Origin of the sequence: Amycolatopsis camponoti, from assembly GCF_902497555.1 — a bacterium.
GTDB classification, from domain to species: domain Bacteria; phylum Actinomycetota; class Actinomycetes; order Mycobacteriales; family Pseudonocardiaceae; genus Amycolatopsis; species Amycolatopsis camponoti.
Genome location: NZ_CABVGP010000001.1, coordinates 45,246 through 59,473, shown reverse-complemented (window position 1 = coordinate 59,473; position 14,228 = coordinate 45,246). Strand labels below are relative to the sequence as shown.

At 72.2% G+C, this 14,228-nt stretch carries 13 protein-coding genes; 9 read left to right on the top strand and 4 right to left on the bottom strand.

The genetic code is table 11. The annotated features are described in order from the left end of the window. Positions 1-11 precede the first annotated feature (11 nt). Complete coding sequence (locus tag AA23TX_RS00280) at positions 12-971, top strand: threonine ammonia-lyase (RefSeq protein ID WP_155540599.1); 960 nt, start codon at positions 12-14, stop codon at positions 969-971. Here AA23TX_RS00280 and AA23TX_RS00275 read toward each other — a convergent pair. Together AA23TX_RS00275 and AA23TX_RS00270 are read right to left on the bottom strand one after the other, a co-directional pair. After that, positions 968-2,500 carry an MFS transporter gene (locus tag AA23TX_RS00275; protein ID WP_155540598.1) on the bottom strand — a complete coding sequence of 511 codons (1,533 nt, stop codon included), beginning with the start codon at positions 2,498-2,500 and terminating at the stop codon, positions 968-970. The genes AA23TX_RS00280 and AA23TX_RS00275 overlap by 4 nt on opposite strands. A 42-nt stretch (positions 2,501-2,542) precedes the next feature. Next, positions 2,543-3,298, bottom strand: coding sequence for a GntR family transcriptional regulator (locus AA23TX_RS00270; protein ID WP_155540597.1), 756 nt, complete (start codon positions 3,296-3,298; stop codon positions 2,543-2,545). A gap of 148 nt (positions 3,299-3,446) precedes the next feature. Here AA23TX_RS00270 and AA23TX_RS00265 point away from each other — a divergent pair, with 148 nt between their 5' ends. Together AA23TX_RS00265 and AA23TX_RS00260 are read left to right on the top strand one after the other, a co-directional pair. Next, positions 3,447-4,493: an SIS domain-containing protein gene (locus AA23TX_RS00265; RefSeq protein WP_155540596.1), complete on the top strand. Its 1,047-nt coding sequence runs from the start codon at positions 3,447-3,449 to the stop codon at positions 4,491-4,493. Beyond that, positions 4,490-5,446: an N-acetylglucosamine kinase gene (locus tag AA23TX_RS00260; RefSeq protein ID WP_155540595.1), complete on the top strand. Its 957-nt coding sequence runs from the start codon at positions 4,490-4,492 to the stop codon at positions 5,444-5,446. The genes AA23TX_RS00265 and AA23TX_RS00260 overlap by 4 nt, the downstream gene beginning before the upstream one ends. Before the next feature lie 109 nt (positions 5,447-5,555). Here AA23TX_RS00260 and AA23TX_RS00255 read toward each other — a convergent pair whose 3' ends face one another. Then, positions 5,556-6,218, bottom strand: a complete 663-nt coding sequence (locus AA23TX_RS00255; protein ID WP_155540594.1) for a DUF3159 domain-containing protein — start codon at positions 6,216-6,218, stop codon at positions 5,556-5,558. A 252-nt stretch (positions 6,219-6,470) separates the two neighbouring features. Here AA23TX_RS00255 and AA23TX_RS00250 point away from each other — a divergent pair, with 252 nt between their 5' ends. From AA23TX_RS00250 to AA23TX_RS00225, 6 genes are all read left to right on the top strand, one after another. Beyond that, positions 6,471-7,289: an SGNH/GDSL hydrolase family protein gene (locus AA23TX_RS00250; RefSeq protein ID WP_155540593.1), complete on the top strand. Its 819-nt coding sequence runs from the start codon at positions 6,471-6,473 to the stop codon at positions 7,287-7,289. A gap of 327 nt (positions 7,290-7,616) precedes the next feature. Next, positions 7,617-8,351 carry an OmpA family protein gene (locus AA23TX_RS00245; protein ID WP_230862284.1) on the top strand — a complete coding sequence of 245 codons (735 nt, stop codon included), beginning with the start codon at positions 7,617-7,619 and terminating at the stop codon, positions 8,349-8,351. A gap of 3 nt (positions 8,352-8,354) precedes the next feature. Then, positions 8,355-8,771, top strand: a complete 417-nt coding sequence (locus AA23TX_RS00240) for a hypothetical protein (RefSeq protein ID WP_338422479.1) — start codon at positions 8,355-8,357, stop codon at positions 8,769-8,771. Positions 8,772-8,827: 56 nt separating this feature from the next. Further along, positions 8,828-9,304 carry a DUF6932 family protein gene (locus AA23TX_RS00235; RefSeq protein WP_155540592.1) on the top strand — a complete coding sequence of 159 codons (477 nt, stop codon included), beginning with the start codon at positions 8,828-8,830 and terminating at the stop codon, positions 9,302-9,304. Beyond that, entirely contained in the window at positions 9,301-10,185 is an 885-nt protein-coding gene (locus tag AA23TX_RS00230) for a hypothetical protein (RefSeq protein WP_155540591.1), read from the top strand. Before AA23TX_RS00235 ends, AA23TX_RS00230 begins: the two co-directional genes overlap by 4 nt. A 250-nt stretch (positions 10,186-10,435) precedes the next feature. Beyond that, entirely contained in the window at positions 10,436-11,104 is a 669-nt protein-coding gene (locus AA23TX_RS00225; protein ID WP_155540590.1) for a DUF4190 domain-containing protein, read from the top strand. A 304-nt stretch (positions 11,105-11,408) separates the two neighbouring features. Here the strand turns inward: AA23TX_RS00225 and AA23TX_RS00220 are convergent, their stop codons facing one another. Further along, positions 11,409-14,186 (bottom strand): AfsR/SARP family transcriptional regulator, encoded by a 2,778-nt coding sequence (locus tag AA23TX_RS00220; protein WP_155540589.1) that lies wholly within the window; start codon positions 14,184-14,186, stop codon positions 11,409-11,411. Positions 14,187-14,228 lie beyond the last annotated feature (42 nt).

Sequence of the window (14,228 nt, the reverse complement as noted above, 5' to 3'; positions counted from 1 at the left end):
ATACTCGGCACATGGAACTGGTGACGATCTCCGACATCGAGGCCGCGGCGAAGCGCGTCCGAGGTGTCGCCGTGCACACGCCCCTGTTGCTCCAGACGTGGGATCCCCGCGGAACCCTGTGGCTCAAACCCGAAAGCCTGCAACCGGTCGGCGCGTTCAAGGTGCGCGGCGCGTTCAACGCGATCGGTTCCCTCGACGAGGAAAGCCGCTCCCGCGGCGTCATCGCGTACTCGAGCGGTAACCACGCGCAGGCCGTCGCCTACGCCGCGCAGCAGTACGGCGTACCCGCGGTGATCGTCGTGCCGGACGTCGCGCCGCGGATCAAGGTCGAGGCCACCCGCGCGTACGGCGCTGAGGTGATCGAGGTGCCGATCGGCGAGCACGAGGGGAAAGCGCACGAACTGGCCGCCGAACGCGGGCTGACCCTCGTCCCGCCCTACGACGACGCGGCCATCATCGCCGGGCAGGGCACGGCGGGCCTCGAGATCGCCGAGGACCTCCCCGACGTCGAGGTCGTGCTGGTGCCGGTGAGCGGCGGCGGGCTGGCGTCCGGTGTCGGCGTCGCGATCAAGGCGCGCTGCCCGCGGGCTCGCGTCATCGGCGTCGAGCCGGCGCTGGCCGGGGACACGGCCGAGGGGCTGCGCCTGGGCCACCGGGTCGACTGGCCCCAGGCCGACCGCGCCCGGACGATCGCCGACGGCCTGCGCGCGCAGCCGTCCGAACTGACGTTCGCGCACCTGCGGGAGGTCGTCGACGCCATGGTCACGGTCACCGAGGACGAGATCCGCGAAGCCGTGCGCACGCTCGCCCGGAAGGCCCGGCTGGTCGCCGAGCCCAGCGGCGCGGTGACGACGGCGGCGTACATGTTCCACGCCGACGAGCTGCCGGCCGGGCGCACGGTCGCCCTCATCTCGGGCGGCAACGCCGACCCGGCGCTGTTCGCCGAGATCCTCGCGGGTCAGCCCGGCTAGGAACCGGCCACCGGGGAGCCGCCGCGGATGTGGGTCGGCGGCCCCTCGACGCCGCAGTGGTAGCACTCGCCCAGGTGGGGGCTCTCGTCGTCGGCCGCGGGAGAAGCCGGCGGCTCGGACGGCGGCTCGAGGACGCCGTTGTGGATGCCCAGCGCGATCAGCCCGCCCACGATCGCCAGCGCCGCGCAGATGACCAGCGCCATCCGCCAACCCGCGGTGAGCGCCACCGGGTCGGCGTACGCCTCGCCGGTCAGCCCGGCCGCGGCCGGCAGCACCGCGACGGCCAAGAGACCACCGGAGCGCGCGATCGCGTTGTTGACCCCCGACGCGACGCCGGCGTAGCGGTCCGGGGCCGCGGCGAGCACCGTCGCGGTCACCGGGGCCACCACCGTCGCCAGGCCCAGCCCGAACACGACGACCGCGGGCAGCACCGTCCCGAGGTAGGACGCGCCGGGCGCGATGCGCAGCATCAGCAGCATCCCGATGCCGACGATGATCGGGCCCACCACCAGCTGGGTGCGCGGCCCGATGCGCTGGGCCAGCGCACCCGAACGCCCCGACAGCAGCAGCATGATCACCGTGAGCGGCAGCCCGGCCAGGCCGGACGCCGTCGGCGAGTAGTGCAGCGACACCTGCAGCTGCATGACCAGCAGCATCATCACGCCGCCGAGCGCCGCGTACATGGCGAAGGTCAGCGCGTTGGCCAGGGTGAACGTCCGGTCGCGGAACAGCGACGGCGGCACCAGCGGCTCGCGCGAGCGGTGCTGGACGACGACGAACGCGGTCAGTCCCGCGATCCCCAGCAGGCCCGCGACCAGCACGATCGGGTCCGCGATGCCGCGAGCCGGCGCCTCCACCAGCGCACCGGTGATCCCGGCGAGGCCGATCGCGCCGAGCGCCGCGGCGCCGAAGTCGGGGTGCCCGGTCGCCTGCGGGTCGCGGGACTCGGGGACGAACTTCCGGGCCATCAGCACGACGGCGACCGCGATCGGGACGTTGATCAGGAACGCGAGCCGCCACGACCAGACCTGGACGAGGAAGCCGCCGAGCAGCGGTCCGGCGGCCGCCGCGATGCCGCCGAGGCCGGACCACGCGCCGATCGCGCGGGCGCGCGCGTCGTGCGCGAAGGACGACTGGAGGATCGCGAGCGACCCGGGCGTCAGCAGCGCGCCGCCGATGCCCTGCAGGATCCGCATCGCGACCAGCATCTCGGTGGACGTCGCGGCGGCGCACAGCCCGGACGCGACGCCGAACCAGACGACGCCGATGAGGTACATCCGGCGGCGGCCGTAGCGGTCGCCGAGCGAGCCGGCGACCAGGATGAGCGCGGCGAGCGCCAGCAGGTAGCCGTCGAGGATCCATTGGAGCCCGGCGACGGAGGCGTTCAGCTCGGTGCCGATGCGGGGCAGGGCGACGTTGACGATGGTGCCGTCGAGCATCGCCATGCCCGAACCGAGGATGGTGGTGGCGAGCACGCCGCGGGCGGCGTGCGTCCCCCAGCGGATCCCGGTGTCTTCGGTGGCAGTCACCCCGCAACTCCACCTTGCGCGGTGATCGCCGTCAACACCGGGTCACGGCATCAGCGTGGTGACGAACTTGTACCGGTCGCCGCGGTAGACGGAGCGGGCGTACTCGACCGGCTTGCCGTCGGTGGCGAACGAGTGCCGGGTCAGCCGGAGCACCGGCATGCCGACGTCGGCGCCGAGCATCTCCGCCTCTTCCGGACCGGCGAGCGACGTCTCGATCGACTCTTCGGCGCGTTCCAGTTCCACTCCGTAGTACTCGCGCAGAACGGCGTACAACGAACCGCCCGCCGAGACGTGCTTGCGGAGTCCGCGGAATCGGCCGGCCGGGAGGTGCGAAGTCTCCAGCGCCATCGGCTGCGAGTCCGCCAGTCGAAGCCGTCGAAGGCGAAGAATTTTCGCACCAGTACGGATTCCGAGCAGTTTCGCGAGGTCGCCCTCGGCCGGGAGCTCCTCGAGCTCCAGCAGCTTCGAAGACGGCTTCAGGCCTTGGCGCCGCATGTCCTCGGTGTAGGACGACAACTGCAGCCGCTGCGCGAGCTTCGGCTCGGCCGCGAACGTGCCTTTCCCCTGCACACGGTGCAGACGGCCCTCGGCCGTGAGGTCGGCCAGCGCCTGGCGCACGGTGGTGCGGGAGACCGTGAACTCCCCGGCGAGCGCGCGTTCGGTCGGGATCGGCGACCCGGGCGGCAGCACGTCCAGGAGGTCGAGGAGGTGCTGTTTCAGCGCCCAGTACTTGGGCTCGCGCTGCCCGCGCATCGCGGCGACGGCGCCCGCCTCGCCCGTGGTGGTGGTCTCCAACATGCCCGACTCCCTATGTCTTCCCTCATTGCGCGCCACGTCCCCGTAAGAAACGTACCCTTTTCCCCAAACCCGCCGCCCCACTAACATTGGTCTAGACCTGACCGACGCCGCCTGAGTCCGGTACATAATGCCGGAGGTGGAGAGGAAAATGATGACCGAACAACGGCCCGGCGAGCACATGGCCGCGGAGATCGCCCAGCAACCGGACGTCCTGGCCGGACTGGTGGGGCGTCAGGCGGAAATCGCCGAGGTGGCGGAAAAGATCTCACAACGGCCTCCGCGCTTCGCTTTGCTCGCCGCGCGTGGATCGAGTGACCACGCAGCGTTGTATGCGAAGTACCTGATCGAGGTACTGCTCGGCCTTCCGGCTGGTCTTGTCTCCCCGTCCACGGCGACGCTGTACGGCGCGCGGCCCGATCTGCGGGACGTGCTGTTCGTCACGGTCAGCCAGAGCGGCGGCTCGCCCGACCTGATCGAGGTCACCGAAACAGCGCGCCGCCAGGGCGCGCTGACGGTGTCCGTCACCAACACCCCGGACTCGCCGCTGCGGGCGGCGTCCGAGCTCGGCGTCGACATCGGCGCCGGCGTCGAGAAGGCCGTCGCCGCGACCAAGACGTACTCGGCGACGCTGATGGCGCTCTACCTCCTGATCGACGCGGTGCGCGGCGGCAAGGCGGCCGACGCCGAGAAGATCGGCGAGCTGGCGCAGCAGACCCTGGACGGCGCCGCCGAAGGCGTCCAGCGGGCGGTCGACCGATACCGCTTCGTGGACCGCGTCCTCACCACCGGCCGCGGCTACTCCTACGCGTCGGCGCTGGAGGGTTCGCTCAAGCTGGCCGAGACGAGCTACCTGGCCGCCCGCGCGTACAGCGGCGCGGACCTGCTGCACGGCCCGGTCGCGGCGGTCGACGGCGAGACCGCCGTGCTCGCGGTGACCAGCAAGGGGCAGGGCGGGCAGGCGATGCACGAGGTTCTCGAGGCCGTCGGCAAGCGCGGCGCGGACGTGCTCGCCGTCGGTTCGGCCGCCTCGGAGGTGCCGGCGGCGCTGCGCATCGACGTCGCCCCGACCGTCGAAGAGCTCGCGCCGATCCTGGAGATCCTGCCCATCCAGCGGATCGCGCTCGGCCTGTCGCTCGCCCGCGGCGGCGACCCGGACAGCCCGCGCGGCCTGCTGAAGGTGACCAAGACGAGGTGACCTACGCGATCGGCGTCGACGCCGGCGGAACGTCGACCAGGGCCGCACTGGTCGACGCCGCCGGCGCCGTGCTGGGCACCGGCCGCGGCGAAGGCGCCAACCCCAACGCGCACGCACCCGAGGTCGCGGCGGGCCGGATCGCCGACGCGATCACCGCGGCGCTGGGCACGCGCGACCCGGGCGAGGTGCGGGCGTCCGTCGTCGGCATGGCCGGGGTCAGCAAGCTCAGCGACGTGCGCGTGGCGGCGGTGTTCGACGCGGCCTGGACGCGAATCGGACTCACGAACGTCCGGGTGGTCGCCGACGCCGAAGTGGCTTACGCGTCCGCGACGTCGGCGCCGGACGGGACGGTGCTCGTCGCCGGCACCGGTTCCATCGCGGGCCGGATCCGCAAGCGCCGGCTGACCGGCACCGCGGGCGGCTACGGCTGGCTGCTCGGCGACGAAGGGTCCGCGTTCTGGCTCGGCCGCGAAGCCGTCCGATCCACTTTGGAGGCTCTCGGCCGCGGCCTCTCCCTGGACGGGCTGCCCTCGGCGGTGCTCGCCGCGGCGCTCGGACCGTCCGGTTTGGACGTCCGGACGGACGCGGAGCGCCTCGCCGCCGCACGCGCGTTGATCACGACCGCCAATGCCGAGGCACCGGTCCGGCTCGCCCGCTTCGCCCCCTTGGTGAGCGCGGCGCACGACGCCGGGGAGCCCGCGGCGGGCGGAATAGTGGCCCGCGCGGCCGAACTTCTGGTCGCGAACGCCCTCGCCGCGCGCGAACCGGGCGAATCGACCCCGGTGGTGCTCGTGGGTTCGGTCCTGACCGGAAACAGCCCGGTCGGTGCCCTCGTACGCCGTGGTTTGTCCGGCCTGGAGGTGCTGACCAGCTCGGATGGGGTGCTCGGGGCGGCCTGGCTCGCGGCCGTGGACGCCTTCGGCGAAGGGGTGGTTAGACCAGTATTTCCCTAAAAAATTGAGTAAAACGCGACGGGAAGACGCCAAAACGTCGACTGGAGCCCGGTAGTCCGGGTAACGTAGTCAGTGGCCCCCGGACCCTCCCCCCTCGCCGGGGGCCGCCTTATGTCCCGGGTACGTCGTCCGACCGGGTTTCGGGGGCCAATCGCAAGCCGGGGTGCTCCGGCGGCAATGCCCGGTAGAGCACCCAGCCGCTCACCGCGACGGTCAGCGCGACCAGTGGCCACGACAGCACCGTGCGGGCCACGCCGAGCGCGATCACCTGGCCGGACCACCACAGCAGGCCGTAGACGACGACGCGCAGCACGTACTGGCCGAACACCCAGACCCAGCTGGCGCGCGAGTACGCCTTCAGCAGCACGGGGTCGCGGCGCCAGCGCGTCTTCTGGCCGAGCACCAGGCCGACGACGACGCCGAGCAGCGGCCACCGGACCACGATGCTCGCGGCCCAGAGCAGCGCGCTGGCCACATTGGACATCAGCTGCAGCAGGAAGAAGTCCTGGGCGCGGCCGGTGTGCAAGGCGATCAGCGCGGCCGCGACGACGGCGGCCAGGCTGACGACCACCGCGCGGACCTTCCCGCCGCGGACCATCCGGTAGACCCCGAGCGCGACGGCGACCGCGATGGCGGCGCCGGCACCCCAGGCGATGGACTGCCCCGCCGCGAGCCAGCCGACGACGAAACCGGCGGGCGGGATACTGGCGTCGAGCGCACCTCGGCGGCCGCCGAGGATCTGCGCGAGCGACTCACGGGGTTCTGCGGACACCTGTCCAGCGTGCCGGATCGTGCCAGGCAGGCTGCAAGCAGGGAGATTTTCGCCACAAGAGTCTGGTGATTGCCTTCGAGTGTGCTGTCTCACGGCATGCGGAAGGTGAAGACTACGTAATAGAGAGGCGGGGAAGGCCGACAAGATAAGACACTGTTACCACAGGCTGAACACCGGAGGGGCTCGGACGGTTAGTTGTCGTGTACAACTACATGTCGGGGAGTCGGTCGCAGGACGGGAAGGGGACCCACCGTGTACGGATTCGACAGCTATGTGGCGATCGGGGACAGCTTCACCGAAGGGCTCAACGACGAGCTGCCGGACGGTTCGTACCGCGGCTGGGCCGACCGGCTCGCGGAGATCCTGGCGGCCGGGCGCACCGGCTTCCAGTACGCGAACCTGTCCCTGCGGGGCAAGATGCTCGACGAGATCATGGACGAGCAGCTCCCGATCGCCCTGGAACTGAAGCCCGACCTGGTCACCCTGTGCGCGGGCGGCAACGACATCATCGTCCCGGGAGCGGACGTCGACGCGGTGGCGGCGCGCCTCGAAGAGGGCGTGGCCAAGCTGCGGGCGGCGGGCATCCCAGTGCTCATCTTCAACGGCCCGGACACGAAGGTGCTGTCCGTGATGTCGGTTCTGCGCGGCAAGGTGGGGATCTACAACGCCCACCTGTGGGCGATCGCGGAGCGCCACGGCGCCCGCATGGTCGATTTGTGGACGATGGCGCCCCTCCACGACCGCCGCGCGTGGAGCGACGACCGCCTGCACTTCTCCCCGGAGGCCCACCGCCGGATCGCCCTGAAGGCAGCGGAGGTCCTGGGAGTGCCGATCGAGGGCGACTGGCGCGAGCCGTGGCCCGCGGAGGAGGTCCCGAACCGCTGGATCGACTCGCGGCGATCGGATCTGACGTGGACGAAGGCCTACCTGCTGCCGTGGATCCGGCGGCAGCTGCGGGGCGAGTCGATGGGCGACGGGTTGTCGCCGAAGCGGCCGCAGCTGGCGCCTTACGTGCCTTTGGACGTGCTCGAGGTGCCGGACAACGCCCAGGCTCGGCAGCAGGCCAGCTGAGGTCGGCCGGGAGCTGCCGAGGGTCGTGACGGCCACCTTGAGGGAGACCTGAGGGTGGCGGTCACGGGTTTCTGCCATCCGGCGGCCAGACCCAGCCCCCGGCGGCGCCTTTGCGGCTCCCGCCCAAGACCCCCAGCCCCCCAGACCAGCCCCCGCCACTCCCAGGGGGGCGTGCCCTGCTCCAGCATATCGCCCCCCTCCGACGCAAAGTGCTCAACCGATCACTCCCCCTCGAGTTGTCCACATGTCGACTTGCCTGGGGACAACTTGTGGACGACCACTCTTCCCCCGCTCGCCAACCCGCCCCACCCGGCTTACAGTCCCCTTATGTCCGGTGGTCGTCGCTGGATCCTCGTGGTCCCGATCGCGGTGCTGGTCACCGCGTTGCTGGCGGGGGTCGTCACCTGGGCCCAGGGCGGGAACATCCAGCGTGACCTCACCGCCGACGCCCAAGCCGCGCTGGCCCAGGCCGGGCTGTCCCCCGGCACCGTCACTTTCGACGGCCGGGACGCCACCCTCACCGGCTTCGCGCCCGACCAGGCGCTGCGGGCCCTCGAAGTCGTCCAGAACGTCGATGGCGTCCGGGCCGCCCAGCTGCAGGGCGACGTCACCCCCATCGCCCCCAGCACGCCGCCGCCCCCGACCACCCCGCCCAGCACCAGCAGCCCGCCGCCGACCACCAGTGCCACCGCTCCGCCGCCGCCCACCGACAAGGCCGGTGTGCAAGCCGAGATCGACCGGATGCTCGCCGAGGCGCCGATCACCTTCGTGCCGGACACCGCCCGGCTCACCCCCGAAGGCGAACAGGCCGCCCGCACCGTCGCGATCGCCCTCGCCAAGTCGCCGGCCACCTTCCGGTACCGCGTCACCGGGCACGCCGCCCGCGGGTCCGGCAGCGCCGGCGGCGCGCTGAAGCTTTCCCGGGACCGCGCCAGGGCCGTCACGCGGATCCTCACCACCAACGGCCTGACGGCCAAGCGCGTGACCTACCGGGGGCTGGGCGACACCCGGCCCGCCACCGGCGGCGAAGAGGACCGGCGCGTCGAGATCACAGTCGTTTGAGGGGTGAGTGAGCAGATGGTGTGGCTGTTCGGGCAGATCTGGCTGTGGCTGATCATCGCCTTCGCCCTCGGCGCGCTCACCTCGTGGCTGGTCCTGCGCACCCAGCGCCCCAAGCCCCGGCCCGAACCGGAGCCCGAGCCCGAGCCCGAGTTCGTGGACGTCTACGACGAGCCCGAGCCGTCGGCCGCCGAGCAGACGCAGTTCATCCCCGCGGCCTGGATGCAGCCCGGGAGCGACCGCCACGAACCCGTCCAGGACGACGAAGAACCGGAGCCCGCGGGCCACCGCGAAGGCCGGCTGCCGCTGCCTCCGCAGCGCGGCGCACAGGCCGAGGACTGGCCGACCGAAGAGGAACCCGCCTGGCCGGAAGCCGACGAGGTCACCCCGCAGTGGCCGCACCAGCCTGGGCGCGGTGGCTGACACCCATCCTGGTAAGTTCGGCTACGCACTGTGAGCGAGCCTGAGGAGGGGGTGGCGTGGCGCTCCCCCATTGGACGCCCCAGCAGGTCCTTCCGCCGGGCCGCCACGCCTGCGACCTCGCCGACGTCTACGAACGCCTGGTCTTCGACGCCCCGCACCAGAACGAGCGCGAGATCCTCTTCAGCGCGCTCAACAGCTACCTCGGCGTGGCCCGCCGGATCATGCCGTCCGGCCGCGCGTGGATCGGCGGCGAGCTCGTCACGCGCACCGCGCACCCGCCGCAGAGCCTCGACGTCGTCCTCATCCCGGACGAGTGGGGCGCGCTCAAGCGGCTCGACGACGCCGGCCGGTCGGCGCTGTACGGCCTGCTCACGCTGCGCGGCGTGATCGTCGGGCAGCCCGCGATGTACCTCGATCAGGTTCAGCCGGTCGGCGGCATGCTGGACGGCTTCCTGTGCCGCCCCGGCGACGAAGACGTGTGGGCCGAGGTCTGGGCCCGAGGCGGCAGGGGCTACCCGGAGATGATCTGGTGAGGAACGAGTTCCGGCGCATCGCCGACGAGATCCCCGGCGGCACGTGGCTCGACGACCTGGCCCGCGCCTCGGCGATGGCGGCCAACGCCAAGTTCGAGCGGACGTCCCGCTCACCGCTGCTGCACGTGTCGGTGATCGGCGAGCAGACCATCGACGCCTACACCTTCTCCGACATCAGCCGCGCCCTGCAGGACGCGACGGCGAAGATCGGGCACATCATCCGGAACCCGTCCGGCGAGGTCACCCAGGTCCAGCAGACCGACCGGGACAAGGCGCCGCTGATCCAGCGCGGCCAGGCGGGCAACGCGATCTTCTTCGGCTTCCCGGAGCTCGACGTCTCCGACGACGCGCTGATCGTCGACGGCATCGAGACGCTGTCCGAGCGCGCGGTCAAGGAGCTGTGCGACTTCCTGCCGGCGAACGGCTCGGACGACGGCGCGCTCGACGCCGTGCTGCTCCAGCGCGACACCGTCCGCAACGCGGTGAGCGACATCGTCAACGCCGTCGCGAAGAACGCCGGCATCGGGATGGCGCTGACCCCGACCGCCGGCGAGCAGGTCACCCGCAGTATGACCACCGAGCAGGCGCGGATCCTGCAGGGCAGCCTCCGCGAGTCCCGCGAGGAGGTCGGCTACGAGACGGTGCGCGGGCGGCTCGACGGCGTCCGCACCCGGCGGCGCATCTTCTACCTCGACCGCGAGTCGGGCGGCACGATCCAGGGCGCGGTGGCGCCGGACCTGCTCGACGAGATCAAGGAAAACCTCGACCGCCCGGTGACCGCCCGGCTGCGCGTCGTGCGGACGACGACGATCGACGGCCGCCGCGGCCGTCCCGTTTTCGAGCTCCTCGAAATCACCCCCGAAGTGAGCCTTTTCGACTGAGAAGTCCGGTACGCGACTTTCGTCTTGAACACCGGAACCGACCGTCGTCGTAGGCCGCACGGCCACGGAAACAGTGGGAACTCCGATATTCTTCTCATTGATCACCGGGCCACACCCTGCGCGCGTTGTCAGGAAATACCGATACCTGGCGCGAAACGGTGGGACAATGACTTTTTCCAGAATGTAACATTTTCGTTCGTGGGCACTCTTATGGGTTAACGTCGTCGCACTCCCACCCGAAGGGGTTCGCATGATGACCGACCCGCAGTACCCGCCGCCGACCGCCGCGCGCCATGGACGGCCCGCGCCACCGGTGACGGCCACGGAGCGTCGTCAAGCCAACGCGAAGCCCGGACGGAACCTCCTCGCGATCGCCGGCCTGGTGCTCGGCGTGGCCGCCCTGGTCGTCACGTTCGTCCCGGACATCGGGTTCGTCGCGTGGCCGCTGGGCGGGATCGGGCTGGTGCTGGCCGTGGTCGGGCTGGTCCAGGTCAAGAAGGGCACGACGGGCGATCGCGGGCTGGCGATCACCGCCACCGTGGTCTCGGTCGCCGCGCTGCTCACGACGGGCGGGATGCTGCTGTACTCGACCTTCCTGGGCGGCGGCGACGCCGGGCTCCACCTGCCTTCGGTGGCCGGGGACAAGCACACCGTGACGTTCCAGGTGACCTCCGCCGGCGGCGCGACCGTGCGGTACGGCAGCCTCTCGGACCAGCGCACGGAAAACGCGCCCGCGAGCACCGACGCGTGGGAAGGCCAGGCCTCCTACAACAATGGTTCGTACCTGCTGACGCTGACCGCGGACACCCGCAATTCGCAGCTCAACAACGAAATCGCCTGCGCCATTCTGGTCGACGGCAAGAAGGTCGCGGAAAACAGCGGGACGACGATCGCGCTCTGCACGGCGAACGTGAGCTGAGCTGCGGTTTTCGCCGAGCCTGGCGACCGGCCGGCCTACCCCCACGTCGGCCGGCCGGGCCGCCACGAGCCGCTCCTGGCGGCTCCCGGCCCCGGCGGGGTTTTCCCGCACGGGGCCCGGCGCCGGCGTCTCAGCCTGCCCCTCCCCTAGGGCTCAGCCGGCACTCCCGAACCTACGCGGACGCCGGCCGGGGGCACTAAGAATCCACTAAGGATCGACCGCCGGAGCCGGGTCGTGATCCATTCGCAACCGGCATTCTCCCCACGACTGTGGATCACCGCCGGAAAGTTGTCACGCGAAATCGTCACTGCAGTTCGGCGAGTTCCGCCCGGACCTCTCCGACGAGCTTCGGGTGCACGCGTTCGTAAATGCGCACCGACAACGCCAGCTGTTCCCGCGCGCCGTCGAGATCGCCCTTCGCCCGCAGCACCCGGCCCAGCGTCAGCCGCAGCGCTCCTTCGCGGGCCGCGAACTCGCGGCTGATCGCCAGGTCGATCGCTTCCCAGACGTGGCGCTCCGCCGCCTCGAGGTCACCCGCCCGGAGGCTGAGCTCGGCCAGCTTGTCCAGGGAGACGACCACCCGGTCGTCGTCGCCGAGCGAGCGGTCGATGGCCAGCCCGGCGAGCTGGTGGGCGATCGCGTCCGGCAGCCGGCCCGCCCGCTTCTCCGCCTGCGCGCAGCTGCTGAGCGCCTGGCCGCGCAGGGTGACGTCCGGCGCCTCCGCGATCGCGCGAGCCAGCCGGTCGATGGCCTTCTGGTGCTCGCCGCGCCGGCTCAGCGCGCGGCCCAGGTGCAGGTCGACCGACGTGACCAGCCGCGCGTCCGAGGAGCCCGCGGAGAGCTCCAGCGCCCGCCGGGCGTCGGCCAGGCCGGCACCCGGCAGCTCGAAGGTCAGCGCGATCTCGCACCGCGCGAGCCGCAGCCAGCACTGGCCGGCGACGTCGCCCGCGGCTTCGGCGGCGGCGACGCCGAGGTCGGCCATCCGCGACCACTCGTCGAGCAGCGGGCAGGCGACGCGGTAGCTGTGCCCGATCCGGGCCAGCCGCCAGACGTCGTCGTGGCGCCCGGCCGAGAACGCGGCGTCGAGCGCCGCGAGGAGGTTCGGCCACTCCCTCGCGAACCAGTCCTGCGCCTCGGCGAAGCCGGTCAGCGACGGCATCGCCTCCTCGGCGAGCACGCCGGTGTAGTCGAGCGGGTCGGCGACGTGACCCAGCCGGCGCCGCGCCCGGTCGGCCGCCGCCTGGTAGTAGCGGACCGCCCAGCCGATCGCCTCGTCGCGCTCCTTCTCGCCGAGCTCCTGTTCCGCGAGCTCGCGCAGGTAGAGCCAGACGAGGTCGTGCGGGGCGAAGACGTCCCGGGCCGTCTCGGCGATCAGGTTGTGCGCGGCCAGCGCGCGCAGCCGCCGCCGGGCCTCGACGACCGGGACCTGCGCCACGGCGGCCATCAGGTGCGGCCCGACCATCACCCCCGGCACCGCGCCGAGCTGCAGGAACGTCTCGGCGATCTCGCCGGGCAGGCCGCGGAAGGAGACGTCGAAGGCGGCACGCACGCTGTCGTCGGCGCCGTCGACCTGCAGCCCGGCCAGCCGCGTCCGCTCGTTGCCCAGCTCGTCGACGAGCTCCTCGGCGGTCCGTTGCGGGCTCGCCGAGAGCCGCGCTCCGGCGATCCGCAGGGCGAGCGGGAGGTAGCCGCAGAGCCGGGCGAGCGTGTGGTTGTGCCCGGCCGGGCCGGCGAGCTCCTCGATGAGCCGGACGGCGTCCTCGGGCGCGAGCGTGCCGAGGACGCGCTGCTTGGCCGCGTTCGACACGGCGAGCCCGTCGAGGCGCGACCGGCTGGTCACCACCGTCATCGTCCGCGCGCTCGGCGGCAGCAGCGGGCGCACCTGCTCGGCCGTGCGGGCGTCGTCGAGCAGCACGAGCATCCGCCGTCCGGCGATCAGCGACCGGTAGAGCGCGACGCGTTCGTGCAGCAGCTCGGGGATCTTCGCGGTCTCGACGCCGAGGCCGAGCAGGAACTGCGTGAGCAGCTCGGCGGGCTCCAGCGGCGGGTGGTGCGGGTCGAAGCCGCGCAGCGACGCGAACAGGACGCCGTCCGGGAACCGCGCCGCGACGCGGTGCGCCCACCACACCACGAGGGTGCTCTTGCCGACCCCGGCGGTCCCGGTGACGATCGCGATGGTCGTTTCGCCGGCTTCGGCGCGGGTGACCAGGCCGTCGAGCCAGGCCAGCTCGTCGGCGCGCCCGGCCAGGCTCGGCACCGCGGCGGGCAGCTGGGAGATCGGCTGCCCCCGCTCGTCGAGGACGGCGCTTTCCCGGGAAAGCTCGGCCCGCAGGTGGGAGCTTTCACGGGAGAGCTCCGGGAGGTCGGCGTTGAGCACGCGCTCGTGCAGCCAGCGCAGCTCGGCGCCGGGTTCGACGCCCAGGGTGCGGAGGGTGGCGCGCGAGACGGTCCGGTACAGCTCGAGCGCGTCCCCGCGGCGCCCGGCGTGGTACAGCGCCCGCATGAGCTGGCCGGCGGTCCGCTCGGCGAGGGGGTCGGCGCGGACGATCGGGCTCAGCTCGACGATCAGCTCGGCGTGCCGGCCGAGGTCGAGGTCGGCGTCGACGCGAGCACCGTGCACGGCGAGCCGGAGGTCCTCGAGTTCGGGTGCCCGCAGCGAGTCGGGCACGCCGCCGAGCGCCGGGCCCTGCCAGAGCGCGAGCGCTTCGGCCAGCAGCGCGGCGGCGACCTCCGGGGTGGCCTCCGACGCGCGGTCGAGCAGGCCGCGCGCCCGGTGGACGTCGACCCGGTCGGGCTCGACCGCCAGGCGGTAGCCCGGCGGCGTGGTCACGATGCTGGGGCCGTCGATGTCGCGGAGGATCCGCCGCAGGTGGGAAACGTTGCCGTGGACGATGGTCCGGGCCGTGGCGGGCGGGTCGTGGCCCCAGAGAGCGTCGATGATCTCGTCGAGCCCGACGACCTTGCCGGGCTTGAGCGCGAGCAGGGCGAGCAGCCCGCGGACGCCGGGGCCGCCGATCGGGACAGCCACGTCGCCGTCGAAGAGCTGGACGGGCCCGAGCAGCTGGAACCGGCATTCGGCCATGCTCGCGCCCACCTCCCCGGGGGTCTCCCTCGCCGCGAAAAT

Coding starts and splice junctions, on each gene's coding strand:
- AA23TX_RS00280 (WP_155540599.1), top strand. CDS start 12: ATGGAACTGGTGACGATCTCCGACATCGAGGCCGCGGCGAAGCGCGTC.
- AA23TX_RS00270 (WP_155540597.1), bottom strand. CDS start 3,298: ATGTTGGAGACCACCACCACGGGCGAGGCGGGCGCCGTCGCCGCGATG.
- AA23TX_RS00265 (WP_155540596.1), top strand. CDS start 3,447: ATGATGACCGAACAACGGCCCGGCGAGCACATGGCCGCGGAGATCGCC.
- AA23TX_RS00245 (WP_230862284.1), top strand. CDS start 7,617: ATGTCCGGTGGTCGTCGCTGGATCCTCGTGGTCCCGATCGCGGTGCTG.
- AA23TX_RS00225 (WP_155540590.1), top strand. CDS start 10,436: ATGATGACCGACCCGCAGTACCCGCCGCCGACCGCCGCGCGCCATGGA.
- AA23TX_RS00220 (WP_155540589.1), bottom strand. CDS start 14,186: ATGGCCGAATGCCGGTTCCAGCTGCTCGGGCCCGTCCAGCTCTTCGAC.